Consider the following 16,260-nt stretch of genomic DNA (forward strand, 5'->3'; position numbering starts at 1 on the left):
CTATTGTCTCCCGGGTAAAACAATTCTGGTATTTGGAGTGATTGTGAATGGGGTAAAAAAACCACCTGATTAATTAAAATATATAACCAAATGTTGACCGTTTATAATGCCGCAATATTTGAAAACCATCTTATCTTTATACAGTTATTAGATAAGTTACACATCAACCAATCATGGCTTTTATTGATTACTATAAAATATTAGGGATAGACAAGGCAGCTTCGGATAAAGACGTCAAAAATGCCTACCGCAAGCTGGCCCGCAAATATCATCCCGACTTAAATCCTAACGACGCTGAAGCGAATAAAAAATTCCAGGAAATAAACGAGGCTAATGAAGTATTGAGCGATGCCGAAAAACGCAAAAAATACGATAAATACGGCGAAAACTGGCAACATAGCGAAGCATATGAACAGCAAAACAGGCAGCAACAAAACAGGCAACGTGGTAATGGGGCGGGCGGTTTCGAAGGATTTGGAGGTGGTTTTGGCGGCGGCGAAGATTTTTCCGATTTCTTCCAATCGATGTTTGGTGGCGCCGGAGGTGCGGGTGGCGGGCGCCGCACGGGTTACCGCGGACAGGATTTGAATGCCGAATTTCAATTGAACCTGCAGGACACTCTGCAAACACATAAGCAAACGCTTACCGTTAACGGAAAAAACATACGAATTACAATCCCGGCTGGAATTGAAAATGGCCAAACCATTAAAATTGCCGGCCATGGGGGCGCTGGCGTAAATGGAGGCCCTGCCGGCGATCTGTTTATTAAATTTAATATCCCGGCGGATGCCCGTTTTAAACGTGATGGCGCTAACCTTTATAATACTATTGATCTTGATTTATATACGGCTGTATTAGGTGGCGAGATTATGGCCGAAACACCAACCGGAAAAGTAAAAGTTAAAGTAAAGCCCGAAACTCAAAATGGCGCCAAGGTAAAGTTGAAAGGCAAGGGTATGCCGGTTTATAAAAAAGAGAATGAGTTTGGCGACTTATATCTTACCTATAACATAAAAATACCAACCAACCTTACCGATAAACAAAAGCAACTGTTTGAAGAACTGTCAAAATCCTGATTATTATGAAAACGGAGAATCTAATTACAGTCAATGAATTTTGTATCTACCATAACGTGGAGTTCACGTTTATAAATTCGTTGCAGCAAGCAGGGCTTGTTGATGTTAAAGAAGTTGACCAAACCATATTCATTCCCGAATCGGAATTAAAAAAGCTTCAGAAAATAGTTAGCTTACACGAGTTAGATATCAATATCGCCGGCATCGAGGCGATAACACATATGCTTGACAGGATTGAACAAATGCAGGAAAATATGCGCGGGCTGCGCAATAAGCTGAAGATGTATGAGGGAGAGTAAGTTGCCTACTCCATATACTTCAACATCATGCGTTCGCTTACAATATTGGCGTCATCAATTACAGACTCCGGGTAGCCCATTGATGCTAATATCGCGATACCATTTTTGCTTTTAAGCAGGCCTTCTTTTAATTTGTAATCGAATACAAGGGTTTTGCCCGATTTGGAGTCTTCAAACGAGTAAATGGCAAAATCTTCATCCAGCAGTTCGGCCAGTTCAAGGTCGTGGGTAGATACAAAAACAAAATTATCGTTGGCTGTGATATATGATAAAACCGATTTTGCGGCGGCGATACGTTCAATGGTATTTGTACCCCTGAATATTTCATCTATAATAACCAGGCTTTTAATTTCTTCGGCAGCACTGCTGCTATCAACAATATTTAATATGGCCAGCGCCTGTGCCTGGAAAAAACTTTGCTGCTCTTCAATACTATCGGTTATTTTAATACTGGTTTGTATTTTTAGGAATGGTGCTTTATAAGCCTTGGCGCAGCTGGTAAATATAGTTTGAGCCAGCAAAGTATTAACTGCTATTGCCTTAATGAATGTTGTTTTGCCCGACATGTTTGAGCCGGTTATCAATGCGCCCCTATCTGCCCGGGTATACAATGAATTAGGCACGCATTTATCTACCAAAGGATGGAATAGATCGGTAATTTCCATTTTTGCATCCTGGCTGATAAATTCGGGCTTATTGTAAAATGGCAAACCTTCCCTTACCGATTGAATGGCTATCAGTACATCAACTTCGGCAACAAAATTGTATACCTTTTCAATGTCTTCGCGGAATTTGCCGATGTGGTTTATTGAATTGGTATAAATATGTGGCTCGAGCAGAAAAAGCACTTTAAAAAGCTGAAATACTGCATACCCCGGAGAGCCAGAATCAACCACCAGATGACTTTCGAAATTCACAATACTTAAAGATCTTTTTAAACCGGCCAGGTTTAGGAGGCATTTTTTGATGTCGCTGGTATCGCCAATATCTGCATATCTAACTAACCAAACTGCCACTTTATGCATTATTAACAGTTGTGGTAGCGAATCTGAATATTCAGCTGTTTTTTTCTTGCTGGCAAAATGAAATATAGTGTTGTAACCCAACAGAACGCCCAATATGATCAGGCTGACTGGGTTAGGTATAACAATAAGTGACACAAGCGCTGCTAAAATTAAATACGGCACAATTTTAACATACAAAGCCATAACAGGGGCAAATAATGGCGTATGCGTTTTTAAAAACAAGTTGGGAATTTGATAGGCATTACTATGGCTGAGCTTTGAAAGCTCGAGTTCTAAAAATTCACGATTGGGTGCATCCGCATTGAGGGCTGTTACCTTGGCATCAAGTTTCGACAAATTATCAAGTGATGTTTCCGGAAAATGCAATTTCTTATATAATAGCTGCTTTCCGGGTTTTGAATTAGTTCTGTCTATATAGTTGAAAACATTTTTAAGGTCGAGGTCATCTGCGGTTACTGATGATATTTTGCCCGCGGCCGCATCCGCATCCAGGTAAATTTTTATCAAATCAAAATTGCGCCTCGAGTTTACCGGTTTTGCCCATTTGTTTTTGATTTTTTCCAGGTTTTTTTCTTTAGCCCGTAATTTTCCAAAGTAAGATACTATGTATGAAATTGTTAGTACAATAGACAAAATTAGTACCGTAAAAATGATATAATACATGCTTAAAAGAATATAAAAGATTTAAACCCGTGGTTTATTTTCCAGTCAATATAAATGTAAAAAAAGTTATTAACTAATAAATTTTTAAAGCGATGAAACTGATTAAAATTTCGATAATAACCCTGTCTATATTATTTTCATTTCAATTTGCCAAAGCTCAAAGTATCTCCATTGGCGCATCTTTTGGATATGGTTATCCTCATCACAGGGTTATCGTGGCCGACGATTATCGCCCTTACTACGCTGAACCCGTTTACTACGACCGCAGTGTTTATTACGAAAGACCAAGATACTACACTTCCCGAAGCTATTGCAGGCCGTACTATCACAGAACATATTACAGGTCATTTCATGGCCACCGCCGTTGGTAATAGGTAAATGATAATATGTCATAAAAGCCCATCCTGCATTACCGGATGGGCTTTTATTTTGAATGTTAAAACCATTTAATCCTCATGAATAGCTGCGTCGTTTGCCATTTCAATTATTACAGTATCAAGGCGGTCAAGTTCTACCATAATATATGCCAAAGCGGTGGCATCCCCCGGGTCATCTTTAAGCATGGCTGCAAGTCCCTTTAAATTGGCTATAGGGCTGCGCATAAAGTGAGATTGTTTCCAAGCCATTGTTTTTATGCTATTTATCTGATCATGAATTCGTTCATAAGCAGCCTTCAAGTCGCTTTCGGCATTCTTTCTCTCGGTAATGTCGTAAAGCGATATCATCAGCCCCAATATCAGGTCATTGCTGTCAATAATTGGCAATAGCCTTACGTAATACCACATCATATCACCGTTGGGCTGCTGGTAATCAATTTCATAGCTTACATGATGCCCGGTTAGCACCTGCCCAGCAAACCTTTCAAGCTGAGGAAACCGTTCAATGGGAAAGTAATCTGCCGGCAAATCAGCGCCATCCAGCCCGTGATTATATTGCGTTTTTGCAAATTTTGCAGCCATTGTGTTGTATGCCAGTACACGCAGGTTTTTATCAAACAACGCGTAAGCAGAATCGGTGGTGTTTAAAATTGTCTGCAAGTTGGCTTCTGATTTCCGCAGCAACTCTTCCGACTTAATTTTTTCGGTAATATCATTTGCCAATGACAGCCGTACCGGCCGGCCATTAAATACAATATCCTGGGTAATAATCTGAACATTAATTATCGATCCGTCTTTTTTCTTGTGTTTAAAAATACCCTGATCTCCGGAGTCGGAAGTGTTTTTATTAAAGCTATCAACCAATGCGCTCCAATCTTCTTCAATTCTAATATCCCGGGCATTCATCTGTAAAAACTCATTAATGGTATAGCCGTAATGTCGTGCCGCAGCTTTATTTGCTGCAATTATCGAAAGATCGTCTTTCGATATCATCCACATAGGCAATGGATTGCTATCAAACAATAATTTATATTTCAGTTCAGATTGGCGCAGTAGTTCCTCGGCTTCCTTCCTTTCTGTTATATCTATCATTGATCCGATAATGGTGGGCTCGCCATTAATTGTTACCATGTTACCATAAAACTCTACCCAGTTCAATGACCCATCCGCCCGTTGGCCAATTGCCTCGTAATCGATACTGTCAATCTCTCCTTCTAACCGGGCACGGATGTGCTCTAACGCGATGTCCCTATGTTGCTCGCTAACAACCATTGCTGCAGATGGGGCATTAATAAGCTCGTCCTGACTATAACCAAAAACCTGGGCAAAACGAGGGTTTACGTAGGTAAATTTAGCTTTCTGAATGATGTAAATGCCTACCATTGATTTTTCGGCCAGTGTTCTGAATTTCAACTCGGCAAGTCGTAATTCAGTTTCCATTGCTTTACGGGCGGTAATGTCACGCGCTATAACCAAAATACGGTCGTCTGAGAATTTCTTTACGTTTACTTCTACGTCGAAAATAGTACCGTCTTTCTTCAAAAAGCGGCGTTCTTTAATAGTAGCTTCTGTTAAGTCATCAGGGCGCAATATGATAGGGTCAATTTTCAGATGCTCGGGCTCAAGCAAGTTTATTAAATTGAGTTGCAAAAGCTCTTCGCGCGCGTACCCCGTCATTTTGCACATGCTGGCATTAACTTCGGTGAAATTATTGTCGAAATTAAGTACATATATGGCATCTGAAGCATGTTCAATAAGTAAGCGGTACCTGCGTTCGCTTTCACCCAGCTTATCTACAAGCGCCGTTAGTTCAACCGATCGTTCTGCTACCCTTTTTTCAAGCGAACTGTTAATTGAAATAACTTCATTTTCTGCGGTCGAACGTTTTTCATCGATTCGGTTAAGCCATATTGCAGTAACAGCAACTACGGTAAGGCAAATGCCAAGCATAATGAGCGTTAGCATATAAATACTAACTTCAAGTGTAACCAGGTGATTATACTGTGTTTTAAACCTCAGAAAACCTAAAACAATAAATATCAATTCTAACGGTAAAAACAACTTACGGGCCATTTGATTACCCACCCTGCTACCGGTAAACACATTAGTAAGCCCGTATTGAGGATGCAAAAGCGAAGCAGCTATTGAAATTCCAAAAAACAATAATGCTGTATGCACCGGCATCGAGCTCACATAACTGAAGTTATAGAAAAGAGATAAACCGTATACGTAACCGATAATAGCAACGGTTGAAATAAGGGTGACAGCATGGAGCATGTATTGCCCCGTCAACTGCATTTTTTTTCGCTTAGTAACAATAAGTAAAAAGGCAAAACCTAACAATAAAGTGCAAATGGAAGTATTGATGGTTGTATAACTATTATAAGTATAGTTGGCACCAGTTATGATATCAACACCATTAACAAAAAAATTATCGGTAAGTATATGAAACTGCAACAGATATTGGAGTAGCCCCAACAGGCCAATTAAGGCAACGATTATTGATAGAACAATAACAGCGCGGTTGATATATTTTTTTGGAGGTTGTTGGATGAATAAAGTAACTAAACCCAGCAAACTCAGGCAAAGTGCGGTGCTAAATTTTACCGCTACATATTGAGGTATGAGTGTTTTAAGTGCATCTATATTCAAAAGCCATCCGCACACAACCAGTACACCTGCCAATATGGTGAATAAGCTTACAAGGCTTATAAATTTGCTTTTTTGAGGTTGGTACATTTAAAATAAAATATTCTTGCAATCTATATAATTTACCAAAATATTATGCCTTTATGACGATATGGTTTGGGAAGTAAATTTATCCTGATAAAGTTATAATAAAATAAGCCCTTAGCTAATTTTAACAAACAATGGCTTCAGTGGGTAATAACCACTCTAATTAATCAACAAAAAAAATCAAAACCAGTTGATTAAACCAACAGCTACTCATTTTTTTGGGGTTAAAAAAGCACGAAGGGCCTGCTGGGTAAAATCAGATAATACCAATTCGCCGCTAATTGCTGCCCTATCGGCTAATAACGAATCCCAGTTGTTGGTTCCTTCCCATAATAATTGTTTAAGGGCAGTTAAGGCCGCGGGATTATATGACACAAGTTTGTTTACCAACTCCTCAACAGCAAAGTCGAGAGCGGCTATATCTTCATAAACTTCGTTATACAAGCCCTTTTCTTTTGCCCATTGCGCAGTTTGGAATTCAGTTGCCCGGATAGTCAGCTGCGAAAACGCGGGTAAGCCAATTTTACGCACCACCGCCGGCGAAATTACAAATGGTCCTATCCCTATCGCCAGCTCACTTAGCTTTATTGCAGCAAATTGAGTAGCCAGGCAATAATCGGCAACCGCGGCAAGGCCTACTCCGCCCCCAACGGCTTTCCCCTGCACACGTGCAATAATTATTTTAGTGGATTTGCGGCATGCATTTATCACATCGGCAAAGCCCGAAAAAAATTTACTTCCCTGTTCCTTATCTTTTATCTGCATCAATTCGTCAAAGCTGGCGCCGGCACAAAATGTACGATCGCCCCCGCTTTTTAACACAATAATTTTTACAACATCATCGGCGCCTGCTTCCTGAATGCTTTTAGCAAGTTTTTGCAGTAAATGAGATGGAAGAGAATTTTGAGATGGATGATAGAAACTAATGGTAGCCGTACCATTGGTGCTTGTTATGCTTGATACATTTCCGTTATCGATGGCCGACATGTTTATGGGTATATAAATTGGTTTGTTAACCAAACCAACGCACGTCCAATATCAGAAGTATTTTAGTTAACTGCAATTTTAGCCTAAAATAATTAAGCGCAAACTGACTCGTCCTGAAATAACTATACACTAAAAGAAAGTGTATGAAAGAAGAATCGGAACAAAAAGCGAGTCAGATTCGCCTTACTACTCGATGTCACTTTGAAAGCAGCCTACGGGATGAGATCATAAAATCGATAGAATCAGGGACCCCGCGGAGCGTGATAACCTATCAGTATGGCATGTCGCGGGCATCTCTGAGTAAATGGATGCGCGACCACGGCTCGAAAGAGTACCAGGAAAAACAGCGGGGATATCATTTAAGCGACATAGAAAAAAGATCCGTTGTCCRCCAGGTTGAGCAAGGCATTCTGAAACCTTATGCAGCGAGGAAGTCATACGGACTAAGTGGAGAAACGCTAAATAAATGGCTTAAGGCCTCGTTGAAAGAAAATGCGGAACTTGCGGTCCATGATCCGTTTGAGATGAAGGATAAAGTTGAAGTGCAGTCTGGTGTGCCGGACCCGGAAAAGGAAGCTTTAAAAAAGGCTTTGGAATATGCACAGCTAAAGATCAGTGCCTTAAATACCCTTATTGATGTAGCGGAGGATCAGTTTAAGATCAAGATAAGAAAAAAAGCTGGGGCCAGGCAGTCATGATAATGAAGCAGGACTACGCCCATTTAAGCTGGGAGTTTCTATGCGGACTGTTTGGCAAAACCCGCCATGCGCACTATGATCACTTATGGAGAAACCAAGATGACTCTATCAAGGAGGAAATTATCCTGCAGCTTGTTCATGAAATAAGGAAGCCTTTACCCCGGTTAGGGACAAGAAAGATGCTTTATCTGCTTAAGCCGCAACTGGCTTCTCATCATATAGAAATCGGCAGGGACTACCTGTTTGACTTGCTTGACGCTCATAAGCTGCTGATCAGGCAGCGTAAACGAAAAGCAATCACCACCGATTCCCGGCACTGGATGCATAAGTACGCCAACCTGGTAAAGGAAATGCATATTATACGGCCGGAGGAACTTTGGGTARGCGATATAACTTACATTCGGGTGCAAAACCAATGGGGCTACCTGTCACTGATAACAGATGCATTTTCACGTAAGATCATGGGTTATTGTTTCCGCCTGGATATGCTGGCGCTGGGGCCTATAGCGGCCTTACAGATGGCCCTGGATGTCCGCAGTTACAGCGGGCAAACCCTTACCCATCATTCTGACAGAGGGTCTCAGTACTGCTCTAAGGATTATGTGGAATTGCTTGGGAGCGAAACTATTTCCATCAGTATGACTGAACGGGGTGACCCGTATGAGAATGCACTGGCCGAACGAATGAATGGCATCATCAAGGGGGAATTCAACCTGTACATCAGCCCGGTTAACTTTGAGCAGACTTATAAAAAGATCGATGGCAGTATTAAGGCATACAACGAATTGAGGCCCCATGGAAGCTGTGACTACCTGACGCCTTGCCAGGCGCATGAACAAGGTGATGTACTGAAAAAACGCTGGAAGGAATACCCGGGCAAATGGGAGAAGGAAAAGCCGCTGGCCATTCCCGCCTGACAGATGAGTTATCAACAAAAAGAGGAGGTTCAGCAAAAAGAAAAAAAGAAGCAAAAAAAGAAAAACGTGTTGAAATATGGAAAACTGAAGGAGTTTCCCACATTCCAACACGACAAACAAACAACAAGTTATTTAACTTTATCTTTAAAAAAAGAACCTGTATAGTGTTTACAGGATTAACTCACAAATCTGTATAGCTATTTCAGGACGGGTCAAACGCATCAAATTGGGTTAACATAACTTAACACATTTCGGATAAAAAATTTATAAGTATTTAATAATCAATATTTTATATTTTATCATGGTTAACACTAAACTGATCGCGCAATTTAGTCGCATCCAAATATTTGTGCCTGTTGTTGGCCAATAAAGGTTCCTTTGGTACCTCGATCATTTAACCACGATCTGCCAATAAAAGCAAGGTATCGTTTGATACTTATATCTTCCCGACGCCATAAGTTCATTCCATTAGCTATTTAGCTGCGTTTGTTCTGCTATAATTGGCAACTCAAAATAAAAGGTTGCGCCTTTGGCCAATTCGCTCTCTACCCCAATTTTACCATTATGATTATTTATAATTTCGGTGCTGATATAAAGCCCCATACCCAGGCCGCTAGCCATGAATTTTTGATCTTCAACCCGGTAAAAACGTTCAAATATACGCTCAATCTGCCCGGCAGATAACCCGATTCCAAAATCGGTAACAGATAGGCGTACTACGCTTTCATTGATTTCGGTTTTAATGATTATTTTTTTGTTTACCTGCGAGTATTTTACAGCGTTATTTATAAAATTCATAACTACTTGTTCCAACCTTTCAGCATTTCCGATAATTTTAAACGGGGCGGTAGCCTGGTTTTCAAATTCATGCTGGGGATACATGTGCTCCGCGTTCTCCAGCGATGTTAAAACCAAATCGCGAAGGTTAACTTCTTCGATAGCGTATTCAAGCCTGCCCGCGTGTATTTTGCTTACGTCGAGTAAATCATTTACCAGGCGTTGTAGTTTATTTACAGCAACCCCAGCTTTTTCAATATATTGTTTAACAACCGGCGGCACATGTTCCTTGTTATAACCACTGATGAGCTGAATGTAGCCTTTTAAGCTGGTTAATGGTGTTTTAAGTTCATGACTGGCCACACCTATAAATTCATCTTTACGCTCCATTTCCTGTTTCTGATCTTCAATATCAGTAGCGGTGCCTACCCAAAAAATAATTTCGCCGTTATCACCTTTCAACGGCATGGCCCGGTTTAAATGCCAGCGGTATTTTCCGTCCCAGCGCAGGTAACGGTTTTCCACTTCAAAAATATCTCCGGTTTTCAATGAGTGTATGTATTTATCTATGGTTACCGCCAGGTCATCCGGATGGACTACGCGCCGCCAGCCCCAACCTGCGGTTTCGCTAAAACGTAAGCCGGTATAATTATACCATTGCTGGTTAAAAAAATCAATTTCACCGTCGGGCAGGTTTGTCCAGCTCATCTGCGGAATATTATCGCTTAGCAGCTTAAAATGCTCCCTGCTTATCAGGAGGTCTTTCGTACGCTCTTTTACCGTGTCCTCAAGTTCGTTATTCAGCTTTTTAGTTTCTGCCTGCGCCGCAACAAGCTGGTCATTTTTTACTTTAAGTTCCCATTCGGCTTCTTTTTGCATTGTTAAATCGGTAAGTATCAAACTAAGCGATAAACCTTCGTCAAGACTGAGGGTTGTGCATGACAACAAACAAGGTGTTAAATGGCCCTTTTTATCTACCAACAAAATCTCCCCTTTGCAATCTTCTTCCCAGCCATTATTAATCATGTAATTAAATCTTTCTGTAGAAATTTCGGGTATAAAAGTTTCAAACCTTAATCCTATTACCCGCTCTAAAGGCATATTCATCATGGTTGCAAAACGCGAATTGCTATACAGAATTATACCTTCCGTATTTAGGGTGACGGCCCCCTCGTTCATTTTTTCAATAAAAACACGGTAGGTCTGGTCGGCTGTTTTAAGTGTATATAATTGATGCCCGGTATTGTCTTTAACAATAAGTGCATCAACCTGGCCATTCCGTATAGCATCAATAGTATCGTTTGCTTCGTCTAATTTAAACTGAAGCTCCCGAAATCCTTGTACTAGCTCGTCGTATGTTAATTTAGCATGATTCATATTAATAATCAGTATATAAACCAAGCCCACGAAGTACCTTTGCGACATTGCTCATATCGCCTATTAACCGGCGCTCGGTCCCCGGCGCTTTTTTAATTAGCAGCGGCAGGGCAATAATCTGTTCACTTTCGGCAATTAAAGGTTGTTGGTAAACATCTATAATTTCCAATTCATAATTACCGGTTAAATACTGTTCGCAAATACCCTTTAAATTGGATATGGCACGCGTTGAATTTGGCGAGGCTCCGGCTACAAACAAGCGTAACTGAAAAACACTCCCGTCATCAAAATTTAAATTCTGGGCCAAAGGTGGCAGTTGATCTTGTTCAGACATTATATTTTCTTTAGCGTGGCCTGATATTTAAACCCACCAGCACTTTTTCTTCGTTGGATAAATCGCCAATTATTTTCCTGATAGGCTCAGGCACCTTTCTTACCAGGGTGGGTATTGCAAATATTTGGTCACCCTCTGCAAGTTGGGGTTGCACCAATAAATCTATTACCTCGATGGTATACTGGCCTTTTAAATATTCTTCGCAATATTTTTTAAGGTTGGCAAGCGCGGCAACAGATTTGGCTGTTTTACCGGCAACGTACAACCTCAATTCATATTTTACTGTTTCGTCTTCCATTTCATTTAACTTTTATTTTTATCAGCCCCAGTTGTACCCCTGCGCATCCTTGTAATCTCATCCCGGTTCTTTTCTATTATCTGTTGTTTTAATTCTTCTTCTAAATAAATTTTATTCAGCTCATCTTCAACGGATTCAAATTCTGCTTTTAGGTTGGTTATTTTTGATTCCAGCATCATTCGTTTACGCATAATCTCTTTGTCTTTACGCGATACGGCAAAGTCCCGTAGCGCAAGCCCGGTTTTTTCTTTTAGTTTCTCAGCCTCACGCGCCGATCCGGTAAGTACGCCCTCGGGCCCAAGATATACGTCAACCAGGTCTAGTCCGTTGTCTGTAATAACAAACTCACGCACCTGGTTACTATGTTTCATACCGCGCGATTTCATGATATACATACCCCTGTTCCGTTCACCGTTGTACTCGATATCCCGCACCAATAGCCAGGCATCAACAAGCGATGATACACCCTCGTCGGTTTGGTCGCTGATAATTGTATTAAGGGTTAACGCCGTAAACATTACTGTAATTTGTTCTTCCTGCAAAAAATCTATCAGCCTTATGAGCATTGATTTTACCTCGCTTACAGAACCAACAGTGATAAGGTTGGTTATGGGATCGAGCACAACCGCGGCAGGTTTAAATTTTTTTATAAGTTTATAAATAGCCACAAGGTGCATTTCAAGGCCATATAAAGTGGGCCTGGACGCATAAAATTGCAGCAAGTTATTGTCAATGTGTTTTTGCATATCCACATTGATAGATTTCATGTTCCTGATAATCTGTTTTGGCGACTCCTCGAAAGCAAAGTACAGGCATCTGTTGCCGCCATTACAGGTTTCATTGGCAAAGTATGCCGCTATACTGGTTTTTCCGGTTCCTGCTGTGCCCGAAACTAAAACGCTGCTCCCCTTAAAAAAACCGTGCCCGCCAAGCATACTATCAAGTGCCGGAATACCCGAAGACACCCTACTCGAGGACACATCTTTTCCAAGTTTTAAAGACGTAACCGGCAATACAGAAATACCGTCCTCGTCGATTAAAAAAGGATATTCATTAGTTCCATGTTGCGAACCGCGATATTTTATCACCCGTAACCTCCGGGTAGAAATTTGGTTGATAACGCGATGGTCAAGCAGGATAACGCAGTCAGAAACATACTCTTCCAGGCCCTGACGGGTTAAAGATGGTCCTTCACCTTTTTCGCCGGTTATTATGGCTGTAACACCTTTATCTTTTAAAAAGTTAAATAGCCGGCGCAGTTCTGCCCGAAGGATAGTTTGATCCGTTAGGCCCGAAAATAAATTCTCAAGTGTATCTAACACTACCCTTTTTGCCCCAATTGAATCAATGGAGTAACCCAGCCTAATGAACAGGCCTTCCAGGTCATATTCGCCGGTTTCCTCAATCTCGCTGCGGTCAATGTGAACATGATCAATCTTTACCATATTATCGGTTTGCAGCTTTATCAGATCAAAACCTAATGAAGCTACATTCATTGCCAATTCTTCGGCCTTCTCCTCAAATGCCATAAAAATACCTGGTTCATTAAACTCCGTTGCGCCGCGAACGATAAACTCAAGCGACATTAAAGTCTTACCGCAGCCAGCTTCGCCGCATATTAAGGTAGGCCTGCCCTGGGGCAGCCCACCACCGGTTATTTCATCTAAACCCGTTATGCCCGTTTGACTTTTAGGTAACGAGGGGAAATTTGGCTTTTCTTCTTTTTTTTCTTTACTCATTGTGAACAGCGTTTTATTTTATACGTGCTATCAACGTACCTGCATCTGCAATTTAATTGGTTAATAATGCAATACAGGCCCACTTTGTTTTATCATGAGAAATTTATTTATTGGTTTGTAGCTGTTTTTTTACGTGGAAGATAAGGCAACGACCTTGCTTAGCTATAATACTTTATGGCCATTACCGTGATAATTAATCGTTTTATAAAATAAAGAATCCCGCCGCTGAAAATAACTATCTTAAAGATGTTATTCAACAGCCCGAATCGGCGATTTATTAAAACATAAGGCTGGGTATTTAGTTTATTACCATGTAAATTAAAGGAGTATATTTATACACTTTCCCAGGTAAATGACCAACGCTACAGAACAAAGTTTTCTAAACAACGAAAATATCTTTCGTATCCTCATAGAAGAGTCGCCGAGCCCGGTTGGTTTATATATAGGGCAAGATATGTTGATAAAAATTGCCAACAAATCCATCATCAAAATATTTGCAAAAGGCGATGACGTTGTTGGCAAACGTTATTTTGAATTGTTGCCCGAACTAAAAACACAACCGGTTTTTGATATCCTGAACAACGTTTACCATACAGGGGTAGCTTACGAGGCCACAGAAGCACGCGTTGACATAGTTGTAAATGGAAACCTTGAAACGTTTTACTTTAACTTTGTATTTACGCCAATAAAGAATAGCGAGGGCCAGGTTTGGGGAGTTTTAAATACAGCCGCAGATGTTACCGAGCTGGTATTAACCCGGTTAAAATTAAAAGAAAGCGAAGAACGTAAACAATTTACCTTACATGCTGCCGAAATAGGCACCTGGGATCTTTATCCACCCCAAAGAGTTGTGATTTGGGATGATCGCTGCAAAGAATTGTGCGGCTTTTCGGCTGGCGAGGAAGTAACGTACAACGATATTTTCAGGCACATTCATCCCGAAGATGAGTTTCGGGTTAGGGAAGCTGTCCAGAATGCATATAATCCACTGTCGGATGGAAATTATGATATAACATTCAGAACAATTAACCGGGATGGCAGCCTGAAACATTGGATTCAATGTAAGGGCAAGGCGTATTTCGGGCTTGATAATGAGCTTTGGCGTTTTGCCGGCATCATAAGGGACGCTACCCGCGAACAACTGGATAGGCAGGAGCAACAAAAGTTAATAGCCCTGGTTGAAAACACCGCCGATGCTATTGTACTCAGCGGCATCGCTACCGATGTTACTTACGTGAATAAGGCAGGCGTAAATTTATTGGGCATAAATGATGCTGCCGAAGCATTAATATCCGGTCTTGATTATTTTTATGAAGATGACAGGCAAATCGCGGCTGATAAAATGTTACCCGCTATACTGGAAAATGGCAAATGGAGTGGTGAAATAAGATACAGGCATTTTAAAACAGGCGAACCGATACCGGTATATCTCAATTCGTTCCGAATAAATGATAGTTTTTCTGATAACCCTATTGGCCTGGCAACTGTAGCCCGCGACTTGAGGCCCGAAAAAAACGCCCATAATGAACAGTATAAATTATTAACACTGATTGACCACAGTTCGGATTTTGTAAGCCTATCCGACCTGGATGGCAACGTGAGTTATGTTAATGCGGCGGGGAGGATAATGTTAGGTATAAAAAGCCAGCAGGACCTGGAGCGGCACAACAGCGAGTATTTAACGAAAGCCGAGTTGGTTAAACTGGTTAATAAAGTGAACAAGGGCTTGATGAAAGATGGCAAATGGTCGGGCGAGATCAGTTTTAAACATTTTGAAACGGACGAGGCAATCCCTGTATATGGAACAACAATGCTGGTTTATGATTCGGTTACCGGTAAACCGCAGGGCCGCGCTACCATAGCACGTGATATGCGCCGCGAAATTGCCGACAGGCAAGAACTAAACGAGCAGATTAAGCAGTTTGAGTTTGTTACCGATTTTATGCCCGTACAATTATGGACAGCCACTACAGATGGTAATATTGATTACGTAAACCAGCGTACAACAGATTATTTTGGAACAGGCCAGGAACAGATAATCGGCACATCGTGGCTAAACCTGGTGCATCCCGAAGATACGGATGGATGTGTTGCCGCCTGGACATCGTCCATTAAAACCGGAAATATATACCAATATGAGTTTAGGCTGCTCGATAAAAACCGGGTTTATAAATGGCACCTTGCCCAGGCCTTGCCTTTTGTTAACGACGGGAAAATTGTTAAATGGTTTGGTACTAATACCGATATAGATGAGCAAAAGCAGCTTCAACGTCAAAAAGACGATTTTTTAGGTATCGCAAGTCATGAGTTGAAAACGCCGGTAACCAGTATAAAAGCTTACGCGCAGGTGCTGGGGGCAATGCTTACCCGGGAGGGTGAAACCAAAAAGGCCGAAATGGTAGCAAGAATGGATGCCCAGGTAAACCGGCTTACCAATTTAATAGGCGATTTGTTGGATGTTACCAAAATAAACTCGGGCAGGCTACAATTTAACAAGGTATGGTTTGATTTTAACCAGGCGGTTAAAGAAACGATGGATGATTTGCAGCACACCACAAAAAAACATAAGCTGGTGGCCGATTTTACCGAAACAGGCCAGATTTACTCGGATAAAGACCGCATAAGCCAGGTAATCACCAACCTGATAACCAATGCAATAAAGTACTCGCCGCATACCGATCAGATAATTGTAAGCACCCGGCTGAAAAATAACGAAGCTATTGCTTGTGTGCAGGATTTTGGCATAGGCATTCCCGATGATAAAAAAGACAGGGTATTTGAACAATTTTACAGAGTTAGCGGCGACAAGCAGCATACCTTCCCTGGTTTGGGATTAGGATTATACATCTCGTCAGAAATAATTAAGCGCGAAGGCGGCAGGATGTGGGTAAACAGTGTCGAGGGCAAAGGATCTACCTTTTGCTTTGCTTTACCGGTTGATGGGAACGAGCAATAAA

The 16,260-nt window shown here is 41.2% G+C and carries 14 protein-coding genes; 7 read left to right on the plus strand and 7 right to left on the minus strand.

Annotated features, from left to right (window positions below):
- Positions 1 to 173 precede the first annotated feature (173 nt).
- Together AC1DU2_RS23595 and AC1DU2_RS23600 are read left to right on the plus strand one after the other, a co-directional pair.
- Positions 174 to 1,076, plus strand: a complete 903-nt coding sequence (locus AC1DU2_RS23595) for a DnaJ C-terminal domain-containing protein (protein ID WP_477387350.1) — start codon at positions 174 to 176, stop codon at positions 1,074 to 1,076.
- Positions 1,077 to 1,081: 5 nt separating this feature from the next.
- Positions 1,082 to 1,375: a chaperone modulator CbpM gene (locus AC1DU2_RS23600; RefSeq protein ID WP_477365404.1), complete on the plus strand. Its 294-nt coding sequence runs from the start codon at positions 1,082 to 1,084 to the stop codon at positions 1,373 to 1,375.
- Positions 1,376 to 1,380: 5 nt separating this feature from the next.
- Here AC1DU2_RS23600 and AC1DU2_RS23605 read toward each other — a convergent pair whose 3' ends face one another.
- Positions 1,381 to 3,063, minus strand: coding sequence for a MutS-related protein (locus AC1DU2_RS23605; RefSeq protein WP_477387352.1), 1,683 nt, complete (start codon positions 3,061 to 3,063; stop codon positions 1,381 to 1,383).
- Positions 3,064 to 3,155: 92 nt separating this feature from the next.
- Here AC1DU2_RS23605 and AC1DU2_RS23610 point away from each other — a divergent pair, with 92 nt between their 5' ends.
- Positions 3,156 to 3,434 carry a hypothetical protein gene (locus AC1DU2_RS23610; RefSeq protein WP_477387354.1) on the plus strand — a complete coding sequence of 93 codons (279 nt, stop codon included), beginning with the start codon at positions 3,156 to 3,158 and terminating at the stop codon, positions 3,432 to 3,434.
- Positions 3,435 to 3,509: 75 nt separating this feature from the next.
- On the opposite strand, the gene AC1DU2_RS23615 is transcribed toward AC1DU2_RS23610, so the two are convergent.
- Both AC1DU2_RS23615 and AC1DU2_RS23620 read right to left on the minus strand, forming a co-directional pair.
- Positions 3,510 to 6,179, minus strand: coding sequence for a PAS domain-containing protein (locus tag AC1DU2_RS23615; protein ID WP_477387356.1), 2,670 nt, complete (start codon positions 6,177 to 6,179; stop codon positions 3,510 to 3,512).
- 207 nt (positions 6,180 to 6,386) lie between these two features.
- Complete coding sequence (locus AC1DU2_RS23620) at positions 6,387 to 7,163, minus strand: enoyl-CoA hydratase/isomerase family protein (protein ID WP_477387358.1); 777 nt, start codon at positions 7,161 to 7,163, stop codon at positions 6,387 to 6,389.
- Positions 7,164 to 7,306: 143 nt separating this feature from the next.
- Here AC1DU2_RS23620 and AC1DU2_RS23625 point away from each other — a divergent pair, with 143 nt between their 5' ends.
- Genes AC1DU2_RS23625 through AC1DU2_RS23635 form a run of 3 tightly spaced genes read left to right on the plus strand, consistent with a single transcriptional unit; the run spans position 7,307 to position 8,975 of the window.
- Positions 7,307 to 7,861, plus strand: coding sequence for a hypothetical protein (locus tag AC1DU2_RS23625; RefSeq protein WP_477387360.1), 555 nt, complete (start codon positions 7,307 to 7,309; stop codon positions 7,859 to 7,861).
- Between the two features lie 2 nt (positions 7,862 to 7,863).
- Positions 7,864 to 8,778, plus strand: coding sequence for an IS3 family transposase (locus AC1DU2_RS23630; protein WP_477387362.1), 915 nt, complete (start codon positions 7,864 to 7,866; stop codon positions 8,776 to 8,778).
- Positions 8,742 to 8,975, plus strand: coding sequence for a hypothetical protein (locus AC1DU2_RS23635; protein WP_477357902.1), 234 nt, complete (start codon positions 8,742 to 8,744; stop codon positions 8,973 to 8,975). Before AC1DU2_RS23630 ends, AC1DU2_RS23635 begins: the two co-directional genes overlap by 37 nt.
- A 271-nt stretch (positions 8,976 to 9,246) precedes the next feature.
- Here the strand turns inward: AC1DU2_RS23635 and AC1DU2_RS23640 are convergent, their stop codons facing one another.
- Genes AC1DU2_RS23640 through kaiC form a run of 4 tightly spaced genes read right to left on the minus strand, consistent with a single transcriptional unit; the run spans position 9,247 to position 13,303 of the window.
- Positions 9,247 to 10,932: a PAS domain-containing sensor histidine kinase gene (locus AC1DU2_RS23640; RefSeq protein ID WP_477387364.1), complete on the minus strand. Its 1,686-nt coding sequence runs from the start codon at positions 10,930 to 10,932 to the stop codon at positions 9,247 to 9,249.
- Position 10,933: 1 nt separating this feature from the next.
- Entirely contained in the window at positions 10,934 to 11,266 is a 333-nt protein-coding gene (locus AC1DU2_RS23645; RefSeq protein WP_477365384.1) for a circadian clock KaiB family protein, read from the minus strand.
- A 10-nt stretch (positions 11,267 to 11,276) separates the two neighbouring features.
- A complete protein-coding gene (locus tag AC1DU2_RS23650; RefSeq protein WP_477365381.1) occupies positions 11,277 to 11,564 on the minus strand; it encodes a circadian clock KaiB family protein in 288 nt (95 codons plus the stop codon).
- A gap of 5 nt (positions 11,565 to 11,569) precedes the next feature.
- On the minus strand, positions 11,570 to 13,303 hold the full coding sequence (gene kaiC / locus AC1DU2_RS23655) for a circadian clock protein KaiC (protein WP_477387366.1): 1,734 nt from the start codon (positions 13,301 to 13,303) through the stop codon (positions 11,570 to 11,572).
- A 352-nt stretch (positions 13,304 to 13,655) separates the two neighbouring features.
- On the opposite strand from kaiC, the gene AC1DU2_RS23660 reads away from it, so the two are divergent.
- On the plus strand, positions 13,656 to 16,259 hold the full coding sequence (locus tag AC1DU2_RS23660; RefSeq protein ID WP_477387368.1) for a PAS domain S-box protein: 2,604 nt from the start codon (positions 13,656 to 13,658) through the stop codon (positions 16,257 to 16,259).
- The last annotated feature ends 1 nt before the right edge of the window (position 16,260 follow it).

It is taken from the genome of Mucilaginibacter sp. P4_C11, from assembly GCF_056402115.1.

Excerpts from the sequence above, each read along its gene's own strand:
- AC1DU2_RS23595 (WP_477387350.1), top strand. The coding sequence starts at position 174 with ATGGCTTTTATTGATTACTATAAAATATTAGGGATAGACAAGGCAGCT.
- AC1DU2_RS23600 (WP_477365404.1), top strand. The coding sequence starts at position 1,082 with ATGAAAACGGAGAATCTAATTACAGTCAATGAATTTTGTATCTACCAT.
- AC1DU2_RS23605 (WP_477387352.1), bottom strand. The coding sequence starts at position 3,063 with ATGTATTATATCATTTTTACGGTACTAATTTTGTCTATTGTACTAACA.
- AC1DU2_RS23610 (WP_477387354.1), top strand. The coding sequence starts at position 3,156 with ATGAAACTGATTAAAATTTCGATAATAACCCTGTCTATATTATTTTCA.
- AC1DU2_RS23615 (WP_477387356.1), bottom strand. The coding sequence starts at position 6,179 with ATGTACCAACCTCAAAAAAGCAAATTTATAAGCCTTGTAAGCTTATTC.
- AC1DU2_RS23620 (WP_477387358.1), bottom strand. The coding sequence starts at position 7,163 with ATGTCGGCCATCGATAACGGAAATGTATCAAGCATAACAAGCACCAAT.
- AC1DU2_RS23635 (WP_477357902.1), top strand. The coding sequence starts at position 8,742 with ATGGGAGAAGGAAAAGCCGCTGGCCATTCCCGCCTGACAGATGAGTTA.
- AC1DU2_RS23640 (WP_477387364.1), bottom strand. The coding sequence starts at position 10,932 with ATGAATCATGCTAAATTAACATACGACGAGCTAGTACAAGGATTTCGG.
- AC1DU2_RS23645 (WP_477365384.1), bottom strand. The coding sequence starts at position 11,266 with ATGTCTGAACAAGATCAACTGCCACCTTTGGCCCAGAATTTAAATTTT.
- AC1DU2_RS23650 (WP_477365381.1), bottom strand. The coding sequence starts at position 11,564 with ATGGAAGACGAAACAGTAAAATATGAATTGAGGTTGTACGTTGCCGGT.
- kaiC (WP_477387366.1), bottom strand. The coding sequence starts at position 13,303 with ATGAGTAAAGAAAAAAAAGAAGAAAAGCCAAATTTCCCCTCGTTACCT.
- AC1DU2_RS23660 (WP_477387368.1), top strand. The coding sequence starts at position 13,656 with ATGACCAACGCTACAGAACAAAGTTTTCTAAACAACGAAAATATCTTT.